The following is a 22,943-nucleotide window of genomic DNA, read 5'->3' as shown; positions in this document are numbered from 1 at the left end:
ACGGTCATCGGCGGGGGAGCGCCGGCTCGCTGGTTGCCCCGCTGCCGCCCAGGGGCGTCGGTCTGCTGGTGGGTCGCCCCGGCTGGGGTGACGGTCATCGGCGGGGGAGCGCCGGCTCGCTGGCTGCCCCGCTGCCGCCCAGGGGCGTCGGTCTGCTGGTGGGTCGCCCCGGCTGGGGTGACGGTCATCGGCGCGGGTGGAGCGCCCGCCGCTCTGCCCACCTCCCTGCGATCAGCGCGACAATCGATAACGCCAGTAGCGGGATGTGCAGAATACCCATCCACCAGAGAGCGGGATCAAACAACGACATCATGTTGACCAGACCGTAGGGTAGCGCGTTGAACGCGGTGATGCGATACGCAAGCGGCGGCACATTCGGGAGTGCAATGATCAGCAGGAACAGAAACACCGGCGTCGTGAGACAGTACGAAAGACCGTAGGCAGGTGAGGTAAGCAGCAGCAGCGGGTTGAAATCTGGATACACAACGCTATTGATCACGGCAGCCGGCGCCCAGAATGCCAGCAGTGCCAGCGGTGCCAGCGCATAGTGCCGCCAGTCCAGACGCTCAAATGAAATGCTGAGGCGATTCTGAAATGCCACGATCAGCCACATAATACCGAGCAACGCACAGGCAACCACGTTGCCGATCTGCACGACGTATCCGTAGGTTTCCGTCACTCCCTGCCCCTGCACCCACCCGATGATCAGGTAATTCACCCCCATATACGCTGCCAGAATGCGCCCGGCTCGCGCAGGACGCCAGGCGATCAGCGCAATCAGGGCGATGGTTGCGAGGTGAAACAGTGGCGAAAGTGTGGTATATGGCTCAGGATGACTGGTAGCAACCAGCAGTTCCTGGATGACCTTTGAGGTTTCCTGCGGCGCATACGGTTTCTCGGTGTAGAGCGGTAGAAAGAAAACAACCAGAAGCAGCGCATACACCAATGGATACATCCAGCGATGGGTATGCGGTTTCGTAACAGTGCGACTGACAATCATTGAGGAACCTCTCTCGTGAGCCTGTTCAATGATCCCGTGTCGAGCGTTATTGCAAGCGAAGCGCAGTGATCTCCTGGCGCAATAACGCACGGTGTTATGGCTAGCGTAGCACAGCGGTCCATGGGTTGTGGATTGAGGTATTGTCGGTATAGATGGCGATTCGTTAACCGAGTGACCGTGTCCAGATGACCGTCACTCGCCCCGCGAGATCATCCTCCCCCGGTGACGGTCATCTGGGTACAAATCGCTACCCACCGCCTCCCAAAACCGGGTATACTGAAGCCAGACACCGGTTCATCGCCGAACAGGATCGTTTGCGAAAGGAGGCGACAATGAAGCCGCCTGCCAGTCGTCCCTACCGCCACTCCCGCGACCTCGACGCAGTCATCGACCTGATCCTTGCCTGCCGTACCGGAGAACGTATCGACCTATGGCCCCCCGTGCATGAGATCCGCGCCCGTCTCGGCACAGAAGATGGTGCGCGATTGTGGGTTGATGAGGGCGATCGTCCTGTGGCATTCGCTATGATCTGGGAAGGCAGCGTATTTTTGTACTTTGCTCTGCCACACGCCGGTGACGAAACACTCGAAGCGCAGGCGATTGCGTGGGCGATGGCGTGGGCGCGCGCCAGCGCTGAGCAGCACGGCGAACGCGTCGTTCTCTGTGTTCCCGTGTGCAACGACGACCCGTATCGTGCGGCAATGCTGGCGCGCATTGGTCTGCGCCGCGGGGAGTGGCACATGATCCGAATGCGTCGCCTGCTCCATCTCCCAATTGCCGATCCTTCAATTCCTCCTGGTTTTGTCCTGCGTCCTGCCGCAGGCGAATCTGAAGCGCCTGCACTCGTCGATCTCCATCATGTTGCGTTTGCGACCGCATCCGAAACAGTCGGCGAGCGGCTGAACTGGATGCGCAGTCCTGCGTATGATTCGCGCCTTGACCTGGTTGCTGTCGCTCCCAACGGCGCACTGGCGGCATTTTGCCGCTGTTCGGTCTGTGTCGAGGAGCATGTACGTCTCGGAAGTGCCAGCGCCTGGGTCGATCTGATCGGGGTGCATCCCGTGTATCGGCGTCAGGGTCTGGGGCGTGCGCTGTTGCTTCTGGCGCTGCAAAATATGCGCGCCATGGGACTGAATCAGGCGTTGCTCAGCGTCGGCAGTTGGAACAGCACCGCACAACATCTGTTCGAATCGTGTGGGTTTGTCACTATCGGTCGCGTCTTCTGGCACGTCTACGACGAAGAGATGGAGATGGCAGTATAATGGCGCAAGGCGTCTATTCCGGTCACCGAGGGGTCTGGTATTATGGTGAGCCGCCGTTTCCACGCTATGCTCGGGGCATGCGCTATGATGCAATCTCCTCGCTCATCAGCAGATTGCTTCGTCGCTTGCGCTCCTCGCAATGACGTCAGCGCAGAGTTATGTATCGCGCCAGGAGGATGTGATGGTTTCAGACGAAATTGTGACGGTTGACCGCCTGCCTCCCGCCGACATTACCCTGCCGATTCAGGGGCGCATTGTGCGCCCAGAGCACGCGCTGATCGAGCAGTTGCGCGATGTGAGCAGTGCGATGGCGAGTACGACTCTGTACAAAATGGGAGTGCAGCGCACCTTCATCCGTGGACCGCTGCCGCGCACCGTGGGTCGCCGAGTTGTCGGTCCGGCGGTGACGCTTCAGTTCATGCCGCAACGTGAGGATGTTCCGTCCGGGATGGGACCGGAACACGCCGAAAAGAGCAGCGCGCTGTGGATGGTCTTCGAGACGGTCGAGCCAGGTGATGTGCTCGTCGTACAGGCGTTCGGCGACCCCTACACCGGTTGCGTTGGTGAAATGTTGACGACGTGTTTCAAAGGGCGTGGCGGCGTCGGCATGGTTGTTGATGGATGTGTGCGCGATTGGACGCGCATTCGGGAACTGGATGTGCCACTCTGGTCGGTCGGGTTCACGCCCAACTACGCAACCCAGGCAGGGTTAATGCCGTGGGGGTACAACGTACCGGTGGCGTGCGGCGGCGTGCTGGTCTTGCCAGGCGACATTGTGATTGCCGATGATGATGGTGCTGTGATCGTTCCGCAGCAACTGGCGAGCGAAGTGGTGCGCGTCGCGCGTCGTCACGCAGAATGGGAAGAGTTCAGCCGCATGAAACTGGCGCAGGGGGGATCGCCGCAGGTCTACTACCCGTTGAGCGCGGAAGGGCGCCACGAGTACGAAGAATGGCGCAGGCAGCAGGGTGAAGGTGTGAAGGTTGAATCTTCTAGGAGGAAAGGTTGAATCTACCAATGACCTGTGAACATCCAGCATGGTCACCTCGATCAGCGCGAGGGGTCGTGCGCGACCCGCGCAGATTCCGCGCTGCGTTTACCCTGAGCGAAGCGAAGGGCTCGGAATGACACGCATGCGGCCTCTTCAATCGTCATTGGTAGCTTCTAGGAAGATCAACCGGATATCAGACGATTTCGCGACCGGCGTTGGCTTCGACAGGCTCAGCCAACGCCAACCGCGTTCTCGGTTCTCAGTTCTCGGTTCTCAGTTCTCGGTTCTCAGTTCTCGGTTCTCATAACCCCTGACCAAACCGCATCTCATTGAACGCCGCGCCCGATATGCGCCCCTGTTCATCGAGGCGTGCTGATTTGCCGCTGACTTTCCATTCGCGGCTAAAGTTGCCAAGCCCGCCGATAATCGTCGGCGTCCCGTGTTCATCGAAGGTCGCGTAGACCATGAAACGGGCGTGCGCGTCGATAGGGCGCAACGTATGCGTCTCCCACGGAAGGCACACATCGACGGGATACGTCGCATCCACATAACGCTGGACAATCCATGGTTCGCCCTGCGCCAGGCGTTCCTTCACGAACGCAAGCGTTTTCTGTGCAGCGCTGCGCGAGCCATTGAGTCGCAACACGCCGCGCCCCTGGCTGTAGTACGCCCCGCTGCCGCTCCCGCACTTCAGCACCAGCAGGCGTCGGGCAGCCGTTGAGAGACCGGCAAGATTATCGATGGTTCGGACCGCGTGCAACTGCTGTCCGATGGCGTGCGGGACGTCGTCAGCCAGCGCGCGCAGATCAACCTTCTCACCACGAATGAGCGCGACGGCGCCGAACAGCGCGCGCAGCCGGTCGTCGAACAGGTGGGCATAATCTGGCATGAAAGGCAGCGCCATGCCCCATTTCTGGCGGTACACATAGTTGAGCGGCGTCTCGATCCAGAGCCTGCCATCTGCTGCGGCCTGCGCCAGGCGAACGATCATCGCCGGCGCAATCACCGGCAGGAGTTCTTGCGCATACAGAAAATCGATACGCAACAACTCGCCTTTTTCAGCGACCATAAATCTGCTGCTGCGCTCGATGATCCGTTGCGCTCCCTCGCGCCGGTCAAAGACGATATAACGCATTCCTTGCCGGTCACAGGTGCGCCGCAGGTAGTGCTCGCCGCGATACCAGACGGATCGGACGGGGTTCACTGCAACCGGATCATCGCTGCTGCACTGCCGGATCATCTCGCGGAATGAACCCGCCAGATTGCCGGGGCGCCCGGCAGTGGCAGGAACAACTGCCGCGTGAACGTCGTGGATGCCGGAGAAAAGTCCAAGCCCACCCGATTTCCACTGCACCTCGGCAATAGTACGCTGTGGACCAATTACAATGTAGTCTGCCCGGCAAAAGCGCGGTGTGAGACCGGCAGTAAGCGTGATGCGCTGCGCCTGAATTTCTTCGGGACGGAGACCATATTCGCACAGCCTGGCAATCCAGCGCGGCGCTTCGCCGGCCAGCGACGCGCGGTACAGGTTGTTCCAGATATGGTAGAACTGCCAGAGGAGCATAAGGTCCCCGGCAAGAGCCGTGGTTGTGGCGGAGTCGATGACACAAGAGGAGGGGGTGATAAGCGACGCATAAGTATCGCCTGAGCCATAGATCAGACGGTTGGCGGTCAGGGCAGCGGCAAGTTCACCCGCTACACCATCAGCATGCCGCACAATACTTATCGAACCTGCCATCGATCACACACCGAACCATATCGACCGTTGCAGCGCCGAACACGCTACAGATCGAACGCGCGCAGCCACAGTTCGAGGGTGAGCAGCAGCCAAATGAACTGACCATGGCGTCGCCAGACGAGTCCCCGGTGCTGCATCCAGTCGCGCACCACCTGCTCACGGAACAGTCCCCGCGCGCGCGCCTGCGGTCCCAACAACAGATCGTTCGCCAGATCGCGCAACGGACCGTGCAGCCAGTACTGCACCGGCATCAGCATACCACTCTTCGGACGTTGCAGGATGGTTGGCGGCAGCAGGTCGCGCACAGCCTGTTTCAGAATCCATTTCTCATGCAAACCGCGCAGTTTGAGCGCAGGGGGTACAGCAAATGCGGCGTCAACCAGCGGAAACGCGAAGAGCGGCGAACGTCCTTCGATGCTGCTTGCAGTCGTCATCCGTTCGACCTTCGGCAAAATATGGTGGGCGCCTTTCGTGCGTAGGTTCGTGTACAGCAGGCGATTCAGATACGATGTCATGCGCGGCGATTCGAGGTACGGTTGGACGTGGCGCTCCAGCGGCGGCGCATCACGCAAAGCATCGAGCACGTCAGCCGTGAGCAGGTGATCAATCTGGTCGTAACACTTCTGGTACGAGCGCAAATAGGCGCTTGCGCGCACCATCGGGTTCGGGTCGCCACGGTGGAACTCGAAAGCCAGCATCGGCTGGTTCTTAGGACCGCCAAACACCGGGTCGCCGCCTTCGCCATTCAGGATAACCGACAAACCATCGCGCGCTGCGGCGCGTGCCAGCAGCATATTCGGCGTCGTCAGCGGATCGCCAACCGGACAATCGAGCAGCGCCACGGTGTTTGCCAGGTGATCGGCAATAGTTTCGCCATCAAACGTCAGCACGGTGTGCGTCGTGCCGCAGTGCGCGGCAACTAGACTAGAGTACGCCAGTTCATTGGGGAATTCCGCACCGAAATTAATCGCATACGTATGCACCGAATGGTCATGAAGTCGTGCCGCCAGCGCCGTGACCAGGCTGCTGTCGATGCCGCCGGAAAGGAAGACGCCGACCGGCTGCCCGGCAGGGAGCCGCGCAGCAACCGCCTGTTCGAGCAGATCGCGCAACCGCGTGGTATACGCTTCTGCTGGAAGCGTTTCATCCCACTCGTCTTCGCGCGGCTCCCAGAACACATCTTCGTAGCAGGCGCCGTTAGCGCACAAACGGAGACAGCGCCCTGGAAGCATCTCGGAGACGCCGTCGATCAACGTTTCGCTTCCTGGCAGGTAGGCAAACGTCAGGAAGGCGCGCACGGCATTCAAATTGAGACGCGCATTCAGGCGGGACCAGGCGCGCAGGGCGCGCAGCGACGCCGATGCTGCCCAGTGCTTTCCGGCGCGCGTATAGAAGAGGGTGCGCGTTCCGACGTGATCGCGCACCAGCACCAGATCATCCCCATCGAGGATGGAGAGCGCAAACATGCCATCGGCGGCGGCGAAGCCGCGCGGACCGCGACGGGCATACAGGTGCAGCAGGATCGCGCCGTCGGCGCAATCTTCCGGCAGAATGACGCCATCGCGCCTCAGCGCATCGAGGAGTTGAGGGCGATTGAACAGCGTCACAGCCCCAACCGCAACCAGGGCATCGGCGTGAAACACGCCGGTGTGGCAACCGTCAGGAAGTGCGCCAATCGCCGCGTGGCGACTCGACGCTACCGGGGTTGCGCCCATCGCTGCGAGATCGTGTTCAGGTCCGTCGGCGGTCAGCGTCGCACACAACCAGCCGCTCATCCGAAATCCCCCACATCACCGATGTCGCCGCCGTCGAACGGCGAACTGTCGTCGCTCCAGTCGCCGCTGTCGGATGCTGAGCCGTCTCCGACCGGTTCGGGTCGATCCCAATCGCTGTCGCTGTCGCTGCTACTGCCGCTGTCCCAATCCGAGCTGCTCCCACTGCTGTCACTCGTCTGCTGTTGTTGCAACGCCTTCTGACGGAGCATCTCTTCCTGTTCAGGACTCAGGTGTTCCGGCGGCAGAACCAGCGAACCAAGCAGGAACCCTGCTCCCATGCCCATCAAGATTGCCCCCACCCGTCCGCCAAAGGATGTTTGATTGACCGTCATCACCTGCCCGCGATGCCAGAGGGTGCGACCATACCCCTGCTCGCGCGCATAAATAATCTGCCCCTGGTTGAAGGTGCGCTTGATGATCCCGTCGCCAAGCAGCTCATCAATCCCGGCAAATCCCTGGTTATCGCGCCACTCGACCCGACCATCCGGCAGGCGACGACGCCACTCCTGTCGCCCATCGTTGAACACGCGGCGAACGCTGCCATCGGCGAGCAGTTCGTCCTGATAGGTAATCACATTTGGTTGCTGTTGCACAGGTGTCTATCCTCCTCACGTTGGCCAGCTCATATAACCGGTGGTGCGCCATCGGCGCAGACCGGAGAACCAGGACTCGCGCCGCCGCACCGGTCGGGTGACGCGATGGAGGGTGCGCAGCAGCGTCACCGGACGGAGCGCAGCGACTTCGGCGCGATAGCCTGCGCGTAGCCAGGCGCGCTCGATCAGGTTGAGCGACGCAGGAAGATGTTCCGCAGGTTGAGCGCCGCGGAAGGCGAACAAATGGCGGCGCAGTGCGTGCATCGGGGCTAACCCTAACGCGCGCACTCGGAAGCCGTGCGGCAGATCGAGCAGCGCTACGGCATCGGCGGCACATTGCAGCCCTTCGGGGCTTGCATCATGCAGGAGCAGGATGCGTGGTGCAGGCGCACGGATCAACATTGCAATCAGCGTGTCCGGCAGTGGTGTTACTTCCTCCAAGGACAGAATTGCACACGCCATTTCCATGTGCAGAAAGTTGGCGCGCAACATGCGCGCAATCGACGCATCCTGGCAGACAAGCGCATATGCCAGCCCGTAGTCGTAGAGGTCAGGCTCACGATCATTGAGCGCCAGATAGAGCGGCGCATCGTCGGGAAGCAAACCCGGCGGATCGCCGTGACGCGCGCGATACATTGCAAGCGCATCGTCGAACGCGGCTTCCGTCAGCGGCGGCGTCAGGGTAAAGGGCAGCCGCCGCACCAGCCATGGAACGCTCATGAGCAGCGATGCGCCGATAGCCCCGATCCAGAGCGGATATGGACGCCGCAGGGTAAGGGTCAGCGACGATCCAATCGCAGCGGTCGTCTGACCGGCGGCGATGAAGACGCGCGATGGCGGCAGCAGGGTTCGGCACACCTCATAGTAAAGCTGGCGGCGCGTGTAACGCACGCCTCCTGCCCCTGCGTGCGCAATACTGCGCTCCACATTGGCTACGAGATCGTCATTGCGCATGCGCATGCCAGAGAACACCATACTGCTCCTCACCTCTGAGGCCAGGTCATAAACCCAACGGCGCGCGCCGTCGCCTGCGCCTGCGCCTCCGGGTCAACAGACTGCGCCGATGTGCGTGGTGGAGCGGCAACCGGCGCGGGCGCCAGCCGCTCCACAGCCTTCGTCACAACATCGACCAATTGGGCTGGCGGAATGAAGAGTGCTGAGGTCACAAAACCCTGGCGCAGCCACTCAAGTTCGTCCTTGTCCAGACCCGGTCCGCCCGGCGTCTGCGCCCGGCGTTCGAGCAGATCGATCAGTTCCTGCGGCGTCTGTTCACGTTTCCACGGCAAACGCCGCTGCTTCACGTGGCGCGGGCGCAATCCCAGATCGATGACACGATGATTGGGCGCCAGACCCCATTTGCCCGGCAACAGCGCCGGTAGCAAACATCCGGCTACACTGGCGTCGTGGATCAGGAGTAGCGGCAGACGCGGATTCTGGCGCAGAAGTGCAAGAGTGCGTTCATCGGCTTCCAGGTATGGTCCATCGGTGGGAAGCAGCGCCAGACCAAGGCGCTCCGACAGACCATTTATCCGCAGGCAGTCGAGCACTGCGGCAACCGGCGATGCCAGCACGGCGCGCACCCGTGAAGGATGCAACGGAACCCGGCGCAACGCCGCAATTTCCTGATCGGTTGTTTGCCCAGGCAGCGGTCCATGCACACTCGTCCAGGGGGAGACGTAGGTCGTCGCAAACGTCTCCAGCACCGGCAACAGACGTCGGTAGGGGTTTGATGATCGAGCCGTCCAGTAATAGATACCCGCCGCCGCCAGTCCGAAAACAAGGCCGAAAAGAATGGCGGTCATAGCCGCCGAAAGCGAACGAGTCTCGGCCACGACAAATAATATGCACGACATACCGATCAAGAAAACCGCGCCAAATAGAATCGCAGCCACCAACGTGGACGGTTCTTTCCACACCCACCCATTTTTGAGCGCAGGTTCCAGTTCGCGTCGGATGGCGAAGTGCGCCAATTGCGTCGGTGTGTAGCGATATGTTCCTTGATGACTCAGACGTTCGGCGAGTCCGCGCAGCCGGAGGTCGCTCATTTTGAGCGCATTTTCGCGCGGCTCCAGGGCGAATTGTTTCCGGCACTGCGGGCACTTTTTATCGCGGCGTTCGCGGTATTTCAGTTCAGCAAGACAATGCGGGCATTTCATTCAGGCGCCTCCTTCCAGTATGCCTGCGAGCCGGCGCAGCAGGAGCGCCAGACGTTCGCGCAGCGATACCTCGATGTGGACTCGGTCAACCGCCATTTCTGCTTCGAGTTGCCGCAGTGCCGTTACCAGCCGCGCTGCCGCTTCATCGCCGCTGCGCGCGCGTTCTTCCGCTATCTCTGCTGTAATCGCGTAATCGTCGTGGTCAATGCCCATGCCGGTGTTGGCAATGACGAGCGGGAGCGGACTGTCGGCGCGGTTGTTGAACGAATGCGGCATCAGCGCCGGAATGTGGAGCAATGAGCCGGGGATCAACCGCACGTGAGCGACCGTTTCGCGTTCGTGATCGTACAACCCACACGACGCATACCCCATGCTCAGCACAAAATGTTCAGCGCCATGGGCATGCGGGGTGAAGGCGCTGTGTGGGCGCACAAACCCCAGTTTATAGGTGGCATTCGCTGGATTCTCATCTGAGGTGGCGGCAGAACCGATCAGATACCGGGTGTACTGCCCGTTATCGATGAAGCGCAGCATGTCGGCGCAATCTTCGGCGCGTCGGGTCGGATCCAGGCGCCGGACGCAATCTCTGCTCACGGCATAGACAATCCCATCCGGACTGAAAACATAGAGGGTTGCGCTCTCTGGGAGGGTGGTTCTGAGGCGCTCGAGATGTCTGGCAAAATGCATAAGCAACGATGCTGCATAGTGTCAACGACAATAATGCTACCATGTTGCACTTTATTTGTCATCAAGGGATTGTTAAGCGTCTACACGGAAATCTCACCGGGAAGTCGAAGGCACGGCAGTGTCTGTCAACCGTGAAAGCCGTCAGTCACCGACTCTCTCGCAGATCGTGAACAGCACCAGCGCCTACACATGTGCGCCAGATAGATCGGCGGCCCGATAACAACGTCGGGAGAGCGGCCTCAACCCATGAGATGGTGGACGCCCATACGTTCCCTCGACTACACATAGGGCCGAATTTGTTCGGCAAACGTGCGGAAGTCATCTAGACGGTCAAGCAGATTGTATAAACGATTGAGGTCTACAGAAATGTATTCTTGGACGAGAATGTTACGCAAGCCGACCATCCCCGACACCGCCTTCGCCACATCACCGCTCAATAATCCGGCGCGGCTTAACAGGTCTACACATTCGGCATACGTCGCCGGCGCGCCCAGACTTTTCTCACTGGCGATATGACAACTGAGATCGATGACGATTTGAATGGCTTCCAGCAGTCCATACCGCAACGCCCATTCCAAATGAGGCTCACGCCGCACGTCCTCACTTGTGTACATCTGGCGAAAACGCGCCAGCTCGCGCACATTCACTTCGAGGCGCAACAATCGTTCACGCATGGGTCTCTCCTGCGCCGAAGCGACCGGTGTTCAGACGCTCTTCAAAGGCGCGTGCAACCATTGACCGCAGGAACGCCGTATCGAGATAGCGCAAAATAATTTTGGTTTTACAATCTACAAAGGCTTCCCGTCGGCGACAGAACAGCAAGCAGCCTTCGGCAATGACGTTGTAGGCGAGGGCAGGATGGTGTTCGAGCGCCGTGTTCAAGATAAGCACATCCACTGTCCGACCGAGGCTGCACTCGAGCGTTGCCGTAAGCTGCCCGATCTCCAAGAGGTCAAGGGGCCGCTCGACAAAAATTGCAATATCCACATCGCTCCACGGTTTCGGCTTTCCCCGCGCAAAGGAACCGAATAGGAGGGCAAACTCGATGGCATCGTGAGCAGCGAGCAGGTCGCGAACTTTTTCAATTGCGATCATAGGCAGCCTCAGGGATTGTTGTGAATGGAATGTCCACCGTAGCGGCGCAGGCGCAAAACGCCATGTTCGGCCGTATAACTGACCCGACGGCCAAATGACCGATGAGCTGGCCATCAGGCGTCTTCTTATCGGTATAGATGTCGTACTTGAGATCGCTATCTTGCTTAAGCGCGGCAGTGTTGCCATTGCGGTCTTCGAGCAATCCGGCCGCCTTTGCCGGTTTTTCCTGAAGTTGGACTCGCGCGTCGTTGCTGGAATCGCGGAAATCACGGCGAAACTGCTCGGCGTATTGCAGGCGCGGAAATGGCAGAAGTTCCTCGCTCAGCAGTTCGTGCTGCGCGCAGTTCCAAATAAGTTGGACCTCATCTGAGAGGCAAGCATTGCCCCGTTTGTCGGTGTCGAGCAAGCCATCAGGAATGGGAGCCACTTGCGTTTGCGGAACAATGTGGACTTCAGCCATCATCGCTAGCTCCACGCTGTGTTCCGCAAGACGGTCATATCCACTTGCCATGGTAATCGTGGAATAGACACGAGTTGTGAACCGGTCTCAACGATGCACACCATTATCAGCGTAGAACATTCCCATAGTGTTGGGATAACCCAGCAAGCTAATGCCGCTGTCAGGTTGAAGATAATGCGGTTCACGATAGCCGGGGAGAGTCTCCTCGCACCGGCGAATAAGCGCCTTCATGCCGCCGGAGAACGATGCTGGACTCGCCGGTGGATATCTTTTCGGGCACGTAGACATCGACACTCAGCCCATGCTTTCGGGGGAATTGGCGGATCACTTCGGCCGCTTTGCAGCCCAGGACGGTGTTGGTGGCGACGAGGTAGTGCATATCGGACCCCCGCTGTCAGGTTGTCGTTGTAGATGCCGTTCAGATCGGCGCTACAGTCAGTTTGGCGACCTCGTGCGGCATCGTTTCCTCCTGCTCAACGATCCCGTGCCAGCCTATCGGTTTGTAATATTCTGCAAATCCTTGCTCATACTAACTTGCGGTCAGTCAGACAAGATGTTCGAGTGCCCGGTTCGCAAGGCGCGACGGTCAACGCGCCCCAGCAGTGTCGCAGACGCGCATCACTTCGCCCTGACATCAGCAGCCCCAGCGGGGCTTGCACGTTCTCAGCGAGGGCTTCAGCCCGCAGCGCCCGGAGCGCCCCGGCTGCGCGCTGACATCAGCAGCCCCAGCGGGGCTTGCACGTTCTCAGCGAGGGCTTCAGCCCGCAGCGCCCGGAGCGCCCCGGCTGCGCGCTGACATCAGCAGCCCCAGCGGGGCTTGCACGTTCTCAGCGAGGGCTTCAGCCCGCAGCGCCCGGAGCGCCCCGGCTGCGCGCTGACATCAGCAGCCCCAGCGGGGCTTGCACGTTCTCAGCGAGGGCTTCAGCCCGCAGCGCCCGGAGCGCCCCGGCTGCGCGCTGACATCAGCAGCCCCAGCGGGGCTTGCACGTTCTCAGCGAGGGCTTCAGCCCGCAGCGCCCGGAGCGCCCCGGCTGCGCGCTGACATCAGCAGCCCCAGCGGGGCTTGCACGTTCTCAGCGAGGGCTTCAGCCCGCAGCGCCCAGAGCGCCCCGGCTGCGCGCTGACATCAGCAGCCCCAGCGGGGCTTGCACGTTCTCAGCGAGGGCTTCAGCCCGCAGCGCCCTGGCAGTACGATACGACTGACCGCGCATGAGCATGACATTGATGAGTCCGCTGCACAAAGGCTTAACTACCAGGGACACGAAGCGCACGAAGGGGAAGAACCATGAAGCGCAGGTCCTTTGTGTTCCTTTGTGACCTTCGTGGTTACCGCTTGTTGCAGTGAAGTCATTGATCGAAGCCGTTATGCACAATCCTTTCCAGGGTATTGACCAGCCAGAATCGCTCAAGTATCTGGGTGCAGATGTATGGTCGCGGCGGATCACGCAAGAATATCGTCTGGTTTACGTCATCACTGAGGATTCGGATCGAATGCATTCGAGCGCGCTCCCACTCCATCAATTGACTCTTCTCTGCTAGACGTGCTATACTCCTGCCACACGTATTTGCTCATCGTAACCTGTTGAAACCCATGCATACTCCGCGAGACATGCACACAACCGACGCAATGCGCGTTCTGGGAATGCATATGGCGTCGTCTGCGGTCTGCATGTCGCCGGAGTAAGCCAAATCGGTATTGACGAATGCGGGCCGTGGGTGGCAAAAGCGCCCACGGCTTTTGTATTGAGGGTTGCATATTCGTCGGATTTCGCCTATTCTTGCACAGAGCATAGAAAGTTAGAGGTCCTCTATGCCCGACACCATTCTGGTCGCAGTTGCCTGGCCCTACGCCAACGGTCCATTTCACGTCGGTCATATCGCGGGCGCCTATTTGCCTGCCGATGTCTTTGCGCGCTACCATCGCCTGCGCGGACATCGGACCCTGATGGTTTCCGGTTCCGACTGCCATGGCACGCCGATCACGATTGCTGCCGAACGCGAAGGCATCACGCCGCAGGACGTCATCCGGCGCTACCATCCGACCTTTCTCAAGACCTTTCAGGCGCTTGGCATTTCGTTCGATCTGTTCACGCAGACCTATACCGACAACCACTACCGCGTGACGACCGATATGTTCCTGCGGTTGCTGGAAAATGGCTACCTCTATAAAGAAACAATGGTCGGCTCCTATTCCGAAACGCTGGGACGCTTCCTGCCGGACCGCTTTGTAGAGGGAACCTGCCCGAATTGCGGGTATCCGCGTGCGCGCGGCGATCAATGCGATAGTTGCGGGCATCTGCATGATCCGCAGGACCTTATTGCGCCGCGTTCGGTGCTCGATGGTGCGCCGGTCACCTTCCGTGAGACCGAGCACTTCTTCCTTGACCTGGCGAAACTCGAACCACAACTGCGCGCCTGGATCGAGAGTGTTGACCGGAGTTACTGGCGCGCGAATACGCTGCTTTTCACCCAGAACTGGCTGCGCGAAGGGTTGCGTGGGCGCGCCATCACCCGCGACCTGGAGTGGGGCGTGCCGGTGCCGGTCGATGATCCGGCGTTCAAAGACAAGCGCATCTACGTCTGGTTCGATGCCGTCATCGGCTATTACTCGGCGTCGGTCGAATGGGCGGAGCGCACCGGCGCACCGGATGCCTGGAAGGACTGGTGGGTTTGTCTGCCCGATGGCTCAGCTCCGGCGCGTTCGTACTATTTCATCGGAAAGGACAATATCCCTTTCCATACGATTATCTGGCCCGCAATGCTGATCGGCTATGGCAACCTGGCGCTGCCCTATGATGTGCCGGCCAACGAGTTTCTCAATCTCGAAGGCGACAAGATGAGCACCAGTCGCAACTGGGCGCTTTGGGCGCCGGAGATTGAAGATCGGTATCAACCCGATGCCATTCGCTACTACCTGATTGCCAACGGACCGGAGACACGCGACAGCAATTGGAGTTGGGCAGATTTCGTGCAGCGGGTCAACAGTGAACTGGTAGCGACATGGGGCAATCTGGCAAACCGGGTGCTCAGCATTACCCATCGCAATTTTGGCGCCGTTCCGCAACCCGGTGAGTTGACCGACGCTGATCGTCAGTTGATTGCTGCGACCCAGCAGACATTCGAGAGCGTCACAGCGCTGCTCGATGGGGTCAAATTACGTGCGGCGCTGAGCGAGGCTATGGCGCTGGCGCAGACGGCGAACCAGTATCTCAGCGAGCAAGAGCCGTGGAAACTCGTCAGGCATGATCAAGAACGCGCTGCCACGGTGTTGTTTGTGGCGCTGCGCACGGTCGATACGCTCAAGGTGCTGTTCTGCCCATTTTTACCGTTTAGCAGCCAGCGCTTGCACGAATTGCTCGGCTACACCGGAACCATCGCACCGCAACCGCACGTCGAAGAAACGACTGCGCCAGATGGATTGCCACGCCTCGTGCTCACCGGCGACTACCGCGCCAGCGCCGGCGCCTGGAGGATCAGTGTGCTGCCGCCAGGACAACCGATCCAACCGCCGACGCCGCTCTTTCAGAAACTGGACGAGGCGATTATCGCTGAGGAACTTGCGCGTTTGCGCGCAAAAGTGCGTTTGTGAAAGGAGCACGCTCACGATAGAGATTGATGCGAAGATGGAGTGGTGAAGAGGAGATCGGGCGTCACAGATTGGGACAGTCGTTCCAGAGGAGAAGAGCACGCATGAATGAGTGGGTCCTTCGTCTGATCGTCGCGCTCATCTTCGCAGGCATTCTGGCATATCAGGCGCGCACTACGGTTGGTCGTCCAATGACACGCCGCGCCTACACGCTGGGGGCGACGGCATTTCTCGCGTTTGCGGCACTCAATCTGGCGCTGGCGACCGGCGCCGATTTCGGCATCATTCAGATTGTACTGGGCATCCTCGCTGTGGCGCTTCTGCTGTACGCCGTGGCATCGCTCCTGATGGGCGCGCGCGCGGGCGAAATGCGGCGCGGTCAGGAGTCGGCGGCAAAAATGATCGAAGAGTTCAAAAAACGGCGTGAACGGCAGGATGGGGGTTAGGCAGGGGTACGCCGTGGGCGCGCCCGTGGGCAGGCGGGTTGCCTCTCTTCTACCGGCAGCGGACGAAAGGCGGCATATTCATGCCATTATTACAGTCAATCACCACTCATACTGCGTATATTCCGGGCGCCAACAATCTGGGCATCATTCTGACCGGCGACGGAGGCGCGATCGCGGTCGATACCGGTCTCGACAAAGATACCGGTCGCATGCTGCGGCGCGCGCTCGAGGAAGCAGGTCTTCGGCTGCGGGCGATCATCAGCACCCATCACCACGCCGATCATATCGGCGGCAACGATTATCTGGTGCGCAATCTTCCTGATGTTGCCGTATATGCGCCACGGCTTGAAGCGCCCTTCATTGAAAATCCGCTTCTCGAACCGATCTACCTGGCGCTTGGCGCCAGCCCGCCAGCCGCGCTCCGCACCAAATGGCTGATGGCAAAGGGCGTTCCGGTTGATCACCTGATCGACAGCAACGAGGTGGACATTGCTGGAGTAACGCTGGAGATCATCGCATTATCGGGGCATAGCCTGGGGCAGATTGGCGTGGCGTTCGACGGCGTCTGTTTTGCGGCTGATGGGTTTTTTGGACCTGACGTGCTGGCGAAGCACGGCATTCCATATGCGCACGATGTCGCTGCGCAGATCGCGTCGCTCGAACGGTTGGCGGCGCGAGGTGAGCGGTTCTTCCTTCCCGGTCATGGTGAGTTGACGCTGCGCAGCGATCTGGAGGCGACGCTGCGCGCGAACCGCGATGCTGTTGAACGCGCGCTGTCTGCTGTGGGTGATGCACTCGCCGAACCTGGTGATACCTTTGCGGTGGCGCGTCGGGTTCAGAAGGCGCTGGGACTGACCATTGCCGGGTTGCCTCAGTATGCGATTTTTGTCTCAGCGGTGGCGGCACACCTTGCGTACCTCGAGATACATGGCGACGCAACGCTGAGCGTAACCGACCAGGGCGCAGTGTGGCGCAACACGTCATGAACGACGATGAGGTTGTCAAAGTTCAGGCAGCGACAGAGGCGTCGGCTGAGGTTCGTAGCGTATCATTGGTTCCCGGTTGGTTGCTGCGGAGTACATCTGCGGTGATCGGCCTCCTGATCTTTATTCTGGCGCTCGATCTGCTCAAGGAAGGCGCACGCGAATATGGACGGGCGATGGTCATGTTCTTCAGCGTCACCAGTCCGGTCAGTGCGCTTGGATTTGGCTGGTTGCTGGCGTACATGTTTCTCAGCGGCTCGCCGGTAGCGGCGATTGCCGTGACCTTCTTTGCCGCAGGAACCCTCGATGCGCTGCAAACATTTACCATGATCACAGGGTCGCGTCTTGGCGCCTCGTTGATCGTGCTGGTTGTCGGGTTTCTCTACTATATACGTGGGTATCGGCGTGCAGCGAGCGTGGCGATTGGCGTGCAGGCGTTGATCACAACTGCTGCGATCTACCTGCCGGCGATGGCGCTGGGCTGCTGGGCATTGTCATCAGGTATCGTGCAGACAATCGATGCAGAAGCGGAAGGGCCGCTGATGTCGGCGCTCGACTGGCTGTACGAGCCAATTTTAAGTGCTATCAATGCGCTCGGTGCACCGGGATGGGTGCAGTTCGGCGCCGGCATCGTCGCGCTGCTGGCAGCGTTTGCCCTGCTTGATCGTGCGCTGCCGCAGATGGATGCCGGGTCGAATGCGTTTGGTCGCATTGGACGGTTGGTGTATCGCCCTATGGTCATGTTTGCGCTCGGCATGGCGGTTACTTCGGTCACCATGTCGGTGTCAGTCTCGCTCTCGATCCTGGTGCCGCTGTCGGTGCGTGGTCTGGTGCGGCGCGAGAATACGTTGCCGTATATTATGGGGGCGAATATTACGACCTTTATCGACACGCTGGTGGCGGCGTTGATCGTCGGCGGCGCCGCAGCGTTCACGATTGTGCTGGTAGAAATGGTGAGTGTGGCGCTGCTGTCGTTGATTGTTTTGTTGTTTGGCTACGACGTGTTTCAGCGATCAATTCTGCGTCTGCAAGATGCCATTGTGCGTAATCGAAAAACCCTGGCAATCTTTCTGGCGGTCATGTTCATCGTGCCTGTCATGTTGCTCATGTTCTGACTATGAACCTGCTGATCTACGCCGGTCCGGGTCCCTGGCGCGATGAAGCGCTCGCTACCGCCGCTCAGTTCGTCGGTCAGATTGCGACATCGGTGACGCTAGTGACCGGCGGCGGCATACGCAACATGGAATTGCTTGATGATGCAGTGGTGCGCCTGCACCTTCCGCCTGATGTGGCCGTTAAGCGCCGGGTGGTGGAAGGTTCACCGCAGGAAGCGATTCTGATGGTTGCCGATGAATCTGTGTATGATCTGGTGATCTTCGGTCGATTTCAGCGCCCGCTGGAACGCCTGCTGCCGCTCCGTCGCAGCGATACGCTAACACGTCGGCTGCGGTCGGCGGTCCTGCGCGTCAGCGGACCGGTGCGACCGGTCAGGCGTATCTTGCTTGCCAGCGGCGGCGACCAGCATACCTTCGCTACTGCCAGGCATGCCGCGCTGATAGCAACACCGCTGGGAGCATCGGTCACGCTCTTGCATGTGGTCTCGCAACAACCGGTGGTCTTCGAGGCGCTGGCGCCGCTGGCATCCGATGAAGCCGCCTTTCTGTCCGGCGACACGCCGGAAGCGGCGACGCTGCGCCAGGCTGCCGCCTGGCTGCGTGCACAGGGCATCGATGTTGCTCTTCGGGTGCGATTCGGTCTGGTGCTGGACCAGATTCTGGAGGAATTGCACGAAGGCGATTACGACATCCTTGCGCTTGGAACCCATCATGCCGCTGGACCGCTTGATCGTGTGCTGCTCGAAGATTTGACGGGCGATCTCCTTGATCGCTGCCCGCGCACGGTGCTGGTCGCCCGGCGTATCCCGCACGATTGAGTATTTGTTACAATAATCACTATGAGAAGTTTCAGCGAATTTCAGCGACGGCTCCAGGCAGGGCAGATCGTTGTCACCGGTGAGATTGCACCGCCACGCGGTGCATCCCGTGCGACGGTCGAACGACTGGCGCTTGGTCTGCGTGATGCCGTAGATGCAATCAATCTGACGGATAACCAGCGCGGGCTGGGGCGCATGTCGGCGCTCGGCGCCGGTATTATTATTCGTCAACTCGGGTTGGAGCCGATTGTCCAGATGACGTGCCAGCATCGCAACCGGATTGCACTTCAGGCGGATGTGTTGAGCGGCGCCGCATGCGGCATCACCAATTTCCTGGCAATGACCGGCGATCACCCCAAGATTGGCGATCATCCCGATGCCAAGAATGTGCTGGACCTCAACTCGTTCCAGTTGCTCAAAATGCTGCGCACCATGCGTGATGAAGGAAAGTTTCAATCGGGTGTCGCGCTGACCGAGCCGCCCCGCTTCTTTCTTGGCGGCGTCGCCAATCCGAATATCGAGCGCGTTGCCCGTCTTGAACGCAAGATTCAGTTCGGCGCCGAGTTCATTCAGACGCAGATTCTGTTTGATCTTGATCGCTTCCGGCAATGGATGGCGGATGCTCGCGCCGCCGGACTGCACCAGAAAGCGTACATTCTTGCAGGCATCATGGTGGTGAAATCGGCGCAGTCGGCGCGCTTTCTGCGCGATCATCTGCCCGGGTCGCGCGTGCCCGAATGGGTTATCGAGCGGATGGAGCGCGCCGATCACCCCGAAGAAGAAGGGATTGCCATCGCTGCCGAACTTACCCGCGAGCTGCTTGCCATCGAAGGGGTGCGCGGTGTTCATGTCATGTCGGTCGGATGGACAAAAGCTATTCCACAGGTGGTCGAGCGCGCCGGGTTGCTGCCGCGCCCTCCCTTGCCGCCGGATAATCCCAATGACGATTGAAGATGCCGCATGCGTGTCATTCCGAGCCCTTCGCTTCGCTCAGGGTAAACGCAGCGAGGAATCTGCGCGGGTCGCGCACGACCCCTCGCGCTGCTCGAGGTGACCATGCCGGATGGTCACAGGGAATTGGTATAATCCCGATCAGGAATGAAAGCGCCTATGGTCGTGATGAAATTCGGTGCAGCCGCCGTAAGTGATGCAAGCCGGATCAACGATCTGGTGCGTGTCGTTCGCCATGCCGTCGATGAAGGTCAGGCGCTCATTGTCGTCTGCACCGCTATGCCGGAGGTGACGAATCTGTTAATCGGCGCGGCGCGCGCCGCGGCGCGCGGTAACCTCGCTACTGCCGAACAGGCGCGCCGTGCTTTGTGGCAGCGCCATCGCACCCTTGCCGAACGCCTGGTTGCCGATGAATGGGAACGTGAGACGCTCTATCAGTCCTGGGCGGATTTGCTCAAGTCGTTCGACCGGATCGTGCGCGCCCTTGCAACGCTGGGAGAACATTCGCCGCGCAGTAGCGACGCCATTGCTGCGATTGGCGAGCGTTTCATTGGTCTCTTGCTGGCGGTGGCGCTCCGACGCGCCGGTGTTGCAGCGCAGTTGATCGATGGCGCTGAGTTGATTGTCACCGACGATCATTTTGGCAACGCCCGCCCGCTGCCCGAAGAAACGGCCAAACGGGCGCGCGCGCGCCTGCTGCCGCTGGCGCAGTCGCGCATCGTTCCGGTCGTGACCGGCTACATCGGCGCTACTCGCCAGCACCTGACCACAACTCTGGGGCGTGGCGGCGGCGATTACTCGGCAACTTTGATTGCAGCAGCGCTCGATGCCGATGAAGTGGTGCTCTGGACCGATGTGGCCGGTATTCTGACGGCAGATCCGAAATTGGCGCCCGAAGCGCGCACCTTGCCGGAATTGTCGTACCTCGAAGCCGCCGAGATTGCGACGCTCGGCGCTGAGGTGCTCCACCCGCGCACGCTCACGCCCCTCGCTCACCGCAATATTCCGTTGCACATTCGCAATCTGGCGCAACCCGATATGCCTGGCACCCGGGTGGTCGCTGAACCTTGCATCTCCTCCGATACGGCGCGGACCATTATCTCGGCGCCTGCGATCAGCCTCATCGAGATCGCTATGAGTCCGCTGGCTGCGGCGGAGCTCGGTTGGGCGCCGGAACTGGCGGTGCGGGTGCTCGCAGAATTGACGAACTGCGGGATCGAGGTGCTTACGTTTGCCCAGAGTTTTAGCGAACGAAGCTTGCTTCTGGCAGTACGTACCGCTGATGTTGAATATGCCTATGAACGGATCGAAACGTGCCTGCTGCCGGAGCGGGAAAACCAGGCGCTGCGCACGATCAGCCTGCGCTCGCCGGTGGCGCTGGTTGCGGTGCTCAGCGCGCCGGGAAGCGCGTACCTTGCGCCGCGCGCACTGGCGTCGCTGGCGCGCGTTCAGGCAACGGTGCTGGCAATGGTTCACGGCAATGCCTCGCACCACCTCTCCTTTATCGTCCCGGAAGAAGAGATGGGCAGCGTGGTGCGCGCACTGCACCGCGATCTGATGATGGGGTAAGTGTCACTTGCCGCCCGTGATGACTTCGTATGCCGCGCTCCTGCGATTCCAGCGCACTCCTGCTGCCTGTGTGTACGGTTCACCGCTGCTGTTGATCGGCAATGCCGCAATGACCGGCGGTTGGGTCGTTTCGATCAGGAGCATGATCGCCACAGGGTTGTTCCACGCTTCATTCGACGGCGGGAAACGGACCGCCATGCGCGGACCGATCACGATACCAGAGCGGCTTAGACTGACCAGCGTCTGCGGTCGCCCTGCGGCGTCTGCCTGAACGATCACTGCTTCGCTGACACTGCCAATGTATGCGGTGTATCCAGGACGGTTGAAGGTTGGACCGGGTGTGACACTTGCCGGTTTGTATGCGACCACATCTGCGCGTCCATCGGCATTCAGATCGCCGCTATAGGCAATCGTCCATTCCGGACCAACCAGCGACTCAGCGCCGGGTGCCAGCGTGGGGCGCATGGCCGGCGGCGGCACGGTAGGTGCAACGGTAGCAGGAGGAGTTGCAGATGGCGCAATGGTTATAACCGGCGCCGGATATGCTGTCACCACTGCCAGAATCGATGCGTCACCGGTTGGCGATGGTCGTGCGGTAAACGGGTTTGTACAGGCGCCAGATGCGATGCCGACCAGCATCAACCCGGCAAGCGTGAACCGGCGCAGTAAGACTGATTGCATGCACGCCTCCGCAACGCTGTGGAGCAGGTGAACCTGTGTGTTGACCCTATCCCACCGGCGCTCCTGTCTGCGCCCTACGGCGACTGTTGGGGTCATCCTTGCCGAAGAAAAGATGAGCAGGGGTAGTGTAGCACGATCAGCATCAGGTGTCTACGTCTTCCTGATGTGCCGTGCGTGCAGTGGCGCCGGCGACGACCAGCACATATTCACCCTGAACCCGCGCCGATGCCAGGTAGGTGAGCAGGTGCGCGAGCGTCCCGCGCTCGACGTGTTCGAACTTTTTGGTCAGATCGTTTGCCAGGGCAGCCGGTCGGTCGCCGTAGACTGCCAGCGCATCCTGCACGAGCGCCACGATGCGGTAGGGGCTTTCATAGAAGATGAGCGTATGTGGCGAGTCACGGTCAATTTCGAGGAACCGCCGGCGCGGACCGGGTTTGCGCGGTGGGAAGCCGCGAAATGTGAAACTGTGGAGCGGCAGTCCGGAAAGGACGAGCGCCATGATTAACGCCGTCGGACCGGGGATCATGGTCACATCAATGCCTTCAGCGATGGCACTGCGTACCAGGGTGAACCCCGGATCGGCGATGCCAGGAGTGCCGGCGTCGCTGATCAGCGCCACAGCCTTTCCCTGGCGCAACAGTCCCATCAGACGCTCGCCTGCTTCGCGTTCGTTGTGCTCATGAAATGAAATCAGCGGTTTGTGAATGTCGTAGTGTTGAAGCAGAATGCCGCTTTTGCGCGTATCTTCGCACGCAATCACATCCGCCAGACGCAGTGTTTCCAGCGCCCGCAACGAGATATCGCTCAGGTTGCCGATTGGAGTGGCGACAACGTACAGCATCGGCGATATTGTACCCGACAATCATTGGTCGTGTCGAACAGTGTGCGTTCGTTGATGCACATATGATTATCGCGCGATCCGGTTCCTGTGTTACAATGCGATACTATCAGGCTCGATAGTCCTCGTAGCGTTGTTCATGATTGATCAACGGTGCGCTGGAAGCGGTGCTTACCGTGCAGCGGTGAACTATGGCAAC

The 22,943-nt window shown here is 60.2% G+C and carries 23 protein-coding genes; 10 read left to right on the top strand and 13 right to left on the bottom strand.

The features are described 5' to 3' along the window. Positions 1-184: 184 nt before the first annotated feature. A complete protein-coding gene (locus RCAS_RS15600) occupies positions 185-1,000 on the bottom strand; it encodes a hypothetical protein (RefSeq protein ID WP_012121504.1) in 816 nt (271 codons plus the stop codon). Positions 1,001-1,332: 332 nt separating this feature from the next. Between RCAS_RS15600 and RCAS_RS15595 the strand changes: the two genes are divergently transcribed. Together RCAS_RS15595 and RCAS_RS15590 are read left to right on the top strand one after the other, a co-directional pair. Then, positions 1,333-2,262 carry a GNAT family N-acetyltransferase gene (locus RCAS_RS15595; protein ID WP_012121503.1) on the top strand — a complete coding sequence of 310 codons (930 nt, stop codon included), beginning with the start codon at positions 1,333-1,335 and terminating at the stop codon, positions 2,260-2,262. Positions 2,263-2,443: 181 nt separating this feature from the next. Next, the gene (locus RCAS_RS15590; RefSeq protein WP_012121502.1) at positions 2,444-3,271 is read left to right on the top strand and encodes a ribonuclease activity regulator RraA; all 828 of its coding nucleotides are present in this window, start codon (positions 2,444-2,446) and stop codon (positions 3,269-3,271) included. 283 nt (positions 3,272-3,554) lie between these two features. Here RCAS_RS15590 and RCAS_RS15585 read toward each other — a convergent pair whose 3' ends face one another. The 10 genes from RCAS_RS15585 to RCAS_RS25280 all read right to left on the bottom strand — a co-directional run bounded on the left by RCAS_RS15585 (position 3,555) and on the right by RCAS_RS25280 (position 12,136). After that, on the bottom strand, positions 3,555-4,991 hold the full coding sequence (locus RCAS_RS15585; protein ID WP_012121501.1) for a hypothetical protein: 1,437 nt from the start codon (positions 4,989-4,991) through the stop codon (positions 3,555-3,557). Between the two features lie 44 nt (positions 4,992-5,035). After that, positions 5,036-6,766: an asparagine synthetase B family protein gene (locus RCAS_RS15580; protein ID WP_012121500.1), complete on the bottom strand. Its 1,731-nt coding sequence runs from the start codon at positions 6,764-6,766 to the stop codon at positions 5,036-5,038. Further along, on the bottom strand, positions 6,763-7,359 hold the full coding sequence (locus tag RCAS_RS15575) for a hypothetical protein (protein WP_012121499.1): 597 nt from the start codon (positions 7,357-7,359) through the stop codon (positions 6,763-6,765). The genes RCAS_RS15580 and RCAS_RS15575 overlap by 4 nt, the downstream gene beginning before the upstream one ends. 15 nt (positions 7,360-7,374) lie before the next feature. Continuing rightward, a complete protein-coding gene (locus tag RCAS_RS15570; RefSeq protein ID WP_012121498.1) occupies positions 7,375-8,334 on the bottom strand; it encodes a hypothetical protein in 960 nt (319 codons plus the stop codon). A gap of 8 nt (positions 8,335-8,342) precedes the next feature. Next, positions 8,343-9,515 carry an ABC transporter permease gene (locus RCAS_RS15565; protein WP_012121497.1) on the bottom strand — a complete coding sequence of 391 codons (1,173 nt, stop codon included), beginning with the start codon at positions 9,513-9,515 and terminating at the stop codon, positions 8,343-8,345. Next, complete coding sequence (locus tag RCAS_RS15560) at positions 9,516-10,049, bottom strand: cupin domain-containing protein (RefSeq protein ID WP_198135944.1); 534 nt, start codon at positions 10,047-10,049, stop codon at positions 9,516-9,518. 431 nt (positions 10,050-10,480) lie between these two features. Further along, positions 10,481-10,876 (bottom strand): type VII toxin-antitoxin system HepT family RNase toxin, encoded by a 396-nt coding sequence (gene hepT, locus RCAS_RS15555; protein ID WP_012121495.1) that lies wholly within the window; start codon positions 10,874-10,876, stop codon positions 10,481-10,483. Beyond that, entirely contained in the window at positions 10,869-11,297 is a 429-nt protein-coding gene (gene mntA / locus RCAS_RS15550; RefSeq protein WP_012121494.1) for a type VII toxin-antitoxin system MntA family adenylyltransferase antitoxin, read from the bottom strand. The genes hepT and mntA overlap by 8 nt, the downstream gene beginning before the upstream one ends. After that, positions 11,284-11,760, bottom strand: coding sequence for a hypothetical protein (locus tag RCAS_RS15545; RefSeq protein ID WP_012121493.1), 477 nt, complete (start codon positions 11,758-11,760; stop codon positions 11,284-11,286). Before RCAS_RS15545 ends, mntA begins: the two co-directional genes overlap by 14 nt. Before the next feature lie 178 nt (positions 11,761-11,938). Further along, positions 11,939-12,136, bottom strand: coding sequence for a hypothetical protein (locus tag RCAS_RS25280; protein ID WP_157042668.1), 198 nt, complete (start codon positions 12,134-12,136; stop codon positions 11,939-11,941). 986 nt (positions 12,137-13,122) lie between these two features. Between RCAS_RS25280 and RCAS_RS26540 the strand changes: the two genes are divergently transcribed. From RCAS_RS26540 to RCAS_RS15510, 8 genes are all read left to right on the top strand, one after another. Next, positions 13,123-13,296 carry a type II toxin-antitoxin system YoeB family toxin gene (locus tag RCAS_RS26540; RefSeq protein WP_198135943.1) on the top strand — a complete coding sequence of 58 codons (174 nt, stop codon included), beginning with the start codon at positions 13,123-13,125 and terminating at the stop codon, positions 13,294-13,296. Positions 13,297-13,567: 271 nt separating this feature from the next. Beyond that, on the top strand, positions 13,568-15,346 hold the full coding sequence (metG, locus tag RCAS_RS15540) for a methionine--tRNA ligase (protein WP_012121492.1): 1,779 nt from the start codon (positions 13,568-13,570) through the stop codon (positions 15,344-15,346). 101 nt (positions 15,347-15,447) lie between these two features. After that, a complete protein-coding gene (locus RCAS_RS15535) occupies positions 15,448-15,789 on the top strand; it encodes a hypothetical protein (RefSeq protein WP_012121491.1) in 342 nt (113 codons plus the stop codon). A gap of 80 nt (positions 15,790-15,869) precedes the next feature. Beyond that, the gene (locus RCAS_RS15530; protein WP_012121490.1) at positions 15,870-16,775 is read left to right on the top strand and encodes an MBL fold metallo-hydrolase; all 906 of its coding nucleotides are present in this window, start codon (positions 15,870-15,872) and stop codon (positions 16,773-16,775) included. Continuing rightward, on the top strand, positions 16,772-17,887 hold the full coding sequence (locus RCAS_RS15525; RefSeq protein ID WP_041330913.1) for a hypothetical protein: 1,116 nt from the start codon (positions 16,772-16,774) through the stop codon (positions 17,885-17,887). Before RCAS_RS15530 ends, RCAS_RS15525 begins: the two co-directional genes overlap by 4 nt. Positions 17,888-17,889: 2 nt before the next feature. Beyond that, a complete protein-coding gene (locus tag RCAS_RS15520) occupies positions 17,890-18,705 on the top strand; it encodes a universal stress protein (protein WP_012121488.1) in 816 nt (271 codons plus the stop codon). Between the two features lie 21 nt (positions 18,706-18,726). Beyond that, the gene (locus RCAS_RS15515) at positions 18,727-19,656 is read left to right on the top strand and encodes a methylenetetrahydrofolate reductase (protein ID WP_012121487.1); all 930 of its coding nucleotides are present in this window, start codon (positions 18,727-18,729) and stop codon (positions 19,654-19,656) included. Between the two features lie 159 nt (positions 19,657-19,815). Beyond that, complete coding sequence (locus RCAS_RS15510) at positions 19,816-21,225, top strand: aspartate kinase (protein ID WP_012121486.1); 1,410 nt, start codon at positions 19,816-19,818, stop codon at positions 21,223-21,225. Between the two features lie 3 nt (positions 21,226-21,228). Here the strand turns inward: RCAS_RS15510 and RCAS_RS15505 are convergent, their stop codons facing one another. Continuing rightward, positions 21,229-21,906 (bottom strand): hypothetical protein, encoded by a 678-nt coding sequence (locus tag RCAS_RS15505; protein WP_012121485.1) that lies wholly within the window; start codon positions 21,904-21,906, stop codon positions 21,229-21,231. A gap of 142 nt (positions 21,907-22,048) precedes the next feature. Next, on the bottom strand, positions 22,049-22,747 hold the full coding sequence (gene rsmI, locus RCAS_RS15500; RefSeq protein WP_012121484.1) for a 16S rRNA (cytidine(1402)-2'-O)-methyltransferase: 699 nt from the start codon (positions 22,745-22,747) through the stop codon (positions 22,049-22,051). Positions 22,748-22,943: the final 196 nt, after the last annotated feature.

Origin of the sequence: Roseiflexus castenholzii DSM 13941, assembly GCF_000017805.1 — a bacterium.
Lineage (GTDB): Bacteria > Chloroflexota > Chloroflexia > Chloroflexales > Roseiflexaceae > Roseiflexus > Roseiflexus castenholzii.
The sequence above is the reverse complement of the archived record's forward strand: the minus strand, read 5'-3'. Positions and strand labels throughout refer to the sequence as shown.

Excerpts from the sequence above, each read along its gene's own strand:
- RCAS_RS15580 (WP_012121500.1), bottom strand. The coding sequence starts at position 6,766 with ATGAGCGGCTGGTTGTGTGCGACGCTGACCGCCGACGGACCTGAACAC.
- RCAS_RS15525 (WP_041330913.1), top strand. The coding sequence starts at position 16,772 with ATGAACGACGATGAGGTTGTCAAAGTTCAGGCAGCGACAGAGGCGTCG.
- RCAS_RS15515 (WP_012121487.1), top strand. The coding sequence starts at position 18,727 with ATGAGAAGTTTCAGCGAATTTCAGCGACGGCTCCAGGCAGGGCAGATC.
- RCAS_RS25280 (WP_157042668.1), bottom strand. The coding sequence starts at position 12,136 with ATGCACTACCTCGTCGCCACCAACACCGTCCTGGGCTGCAAAGCGGCC.
- RCAS_RS15570 (WP_012121498.1), bottom strand. The coding sequence starts at position 8,334 with ATGGTGTTCTCTGGCATGCGCATGCGCAATGACGATCTCGTAGCCAAT.
- metG (WP_012121492.1), top strand. The coding sequence starts at position 13,568 with ATGCCCGACACCATTCTGGTCGCAGTTGCCTGGCCCTACGCCAACGGT.
- RCAS_RS15530 (WP_012121490.1), top strand. The coding sequence starts at position 15,870 with ATGCCATTATTACAGTCAATCACCACTCATACTGCGTATATTCCGGGC.
- RCAS_RS26540 (WP_198135943.1), top strand. The coding sequence starts at position 13,123 with ATGCACAATCCTTTCCAGGGTATTGACCAGCCAGAATCGCTCAAGTAT.
- RCAS_RS15565 (WP_012121497.1), bottom strand. The coding sequence starts at position 9,515 with ATGAAATGCCCGCATTGTCTTGCTGAACTGAAATACCGCGAACGCCGC.
- RCAS_RS15595 (WP_012121503.1), top strand. The coding sequence starts at position 1,333 with ATGAAGCCGCCTGCCAGTCGTCCCTACCGCCACTCCCGCGACCTCGAC.
- rsmI (WP_012121484.1), bottom strand. The coding sequence starts at position 22,747 with ATGCTGTACGTTGTCGCCACTCCAATCGGCAACCTGAGCGATATCTCG.
- mntA (WP_012121494.1), bottom strand. The coding sequence starts at position 11,297 with ATGATCGCAATTGAAAAAGTTCGCGACCTGCTCGCTGCTCACGATGCC.
- RCAS_RS15520 (WP_012121488.1), top strand. The coding sequence starts at position 17,890 with ATGAACCTGCTGATCTACGCCGGTCCGGGTCCCTGGCGCGATGAAGCG.
- RCAS_RS15505 (WP_012121485.1), bottom strand. The coding sequence starts at position 21,906 with ATGCAATCAGTCTTACTGCGCCGGTTCACGCTTGCCGGGTTGATGCTG.
- RCAS_RS15560 (WP_198135944.1), bottom strand. The coding sequence starts at position 10,049 with ATGCTGCGCTTCATCGATAACGGGCAGTACACCCGGTATCTGATCGGT.
- RCAS_RS15510 (WP_012121486.1), top strand. The coding sequence starts at position 19,816 with ATGGTCGTGATGAAATTCGGTGCAGCCGCCGTAAGTGATGCAAGCCGG.
- RCAS_RS15545 (WP_012121493.1), bottom strand. The coding sequence starts at position 11,760 with ATGATGGCTGAAGTCCACATTGTTCCGCAAACGCAAGTGGCTCCCATT.
- RCAS_RS15600 (WP_012121504.1), bottom strand. The coding sequence starts at position 1,000 with ATGATTGTCAGTCGCACTGTTACGAAACCGCATACCCATCGCTGGATG.
- hepT (WP_012121495.1), bottom strand. The coding sequence starts at position 10,876 with ATGCGTGAACGATTGTTGCGCCTCGAAGTGAATGTGCGCGAGCTGGCG.
- RCAS_RS15535 (WP_012121491.1), top strand. The coding sequence starts at position 15,448 with ATGAATGAGTGGGTCCTTCGTCTGATCGTCGCGCTCATCTTCGCAGGC.
- RCAS_RS15590 (WP_012121502.1), top strand. The coding sequence starts at position 2,444 with ATGGTTTCAGACGAAATTGTGACGGTTGACCGCCTGCCTCCCGCCGAC.
- RCAS_RS15585 (WP_012121501.1), bottom strand. The coding sequence starts at position 4,991 with ATGGCAGGTTCGATAAGTATTGTGCGGCATGCTGATGGTGTAGCGGGT.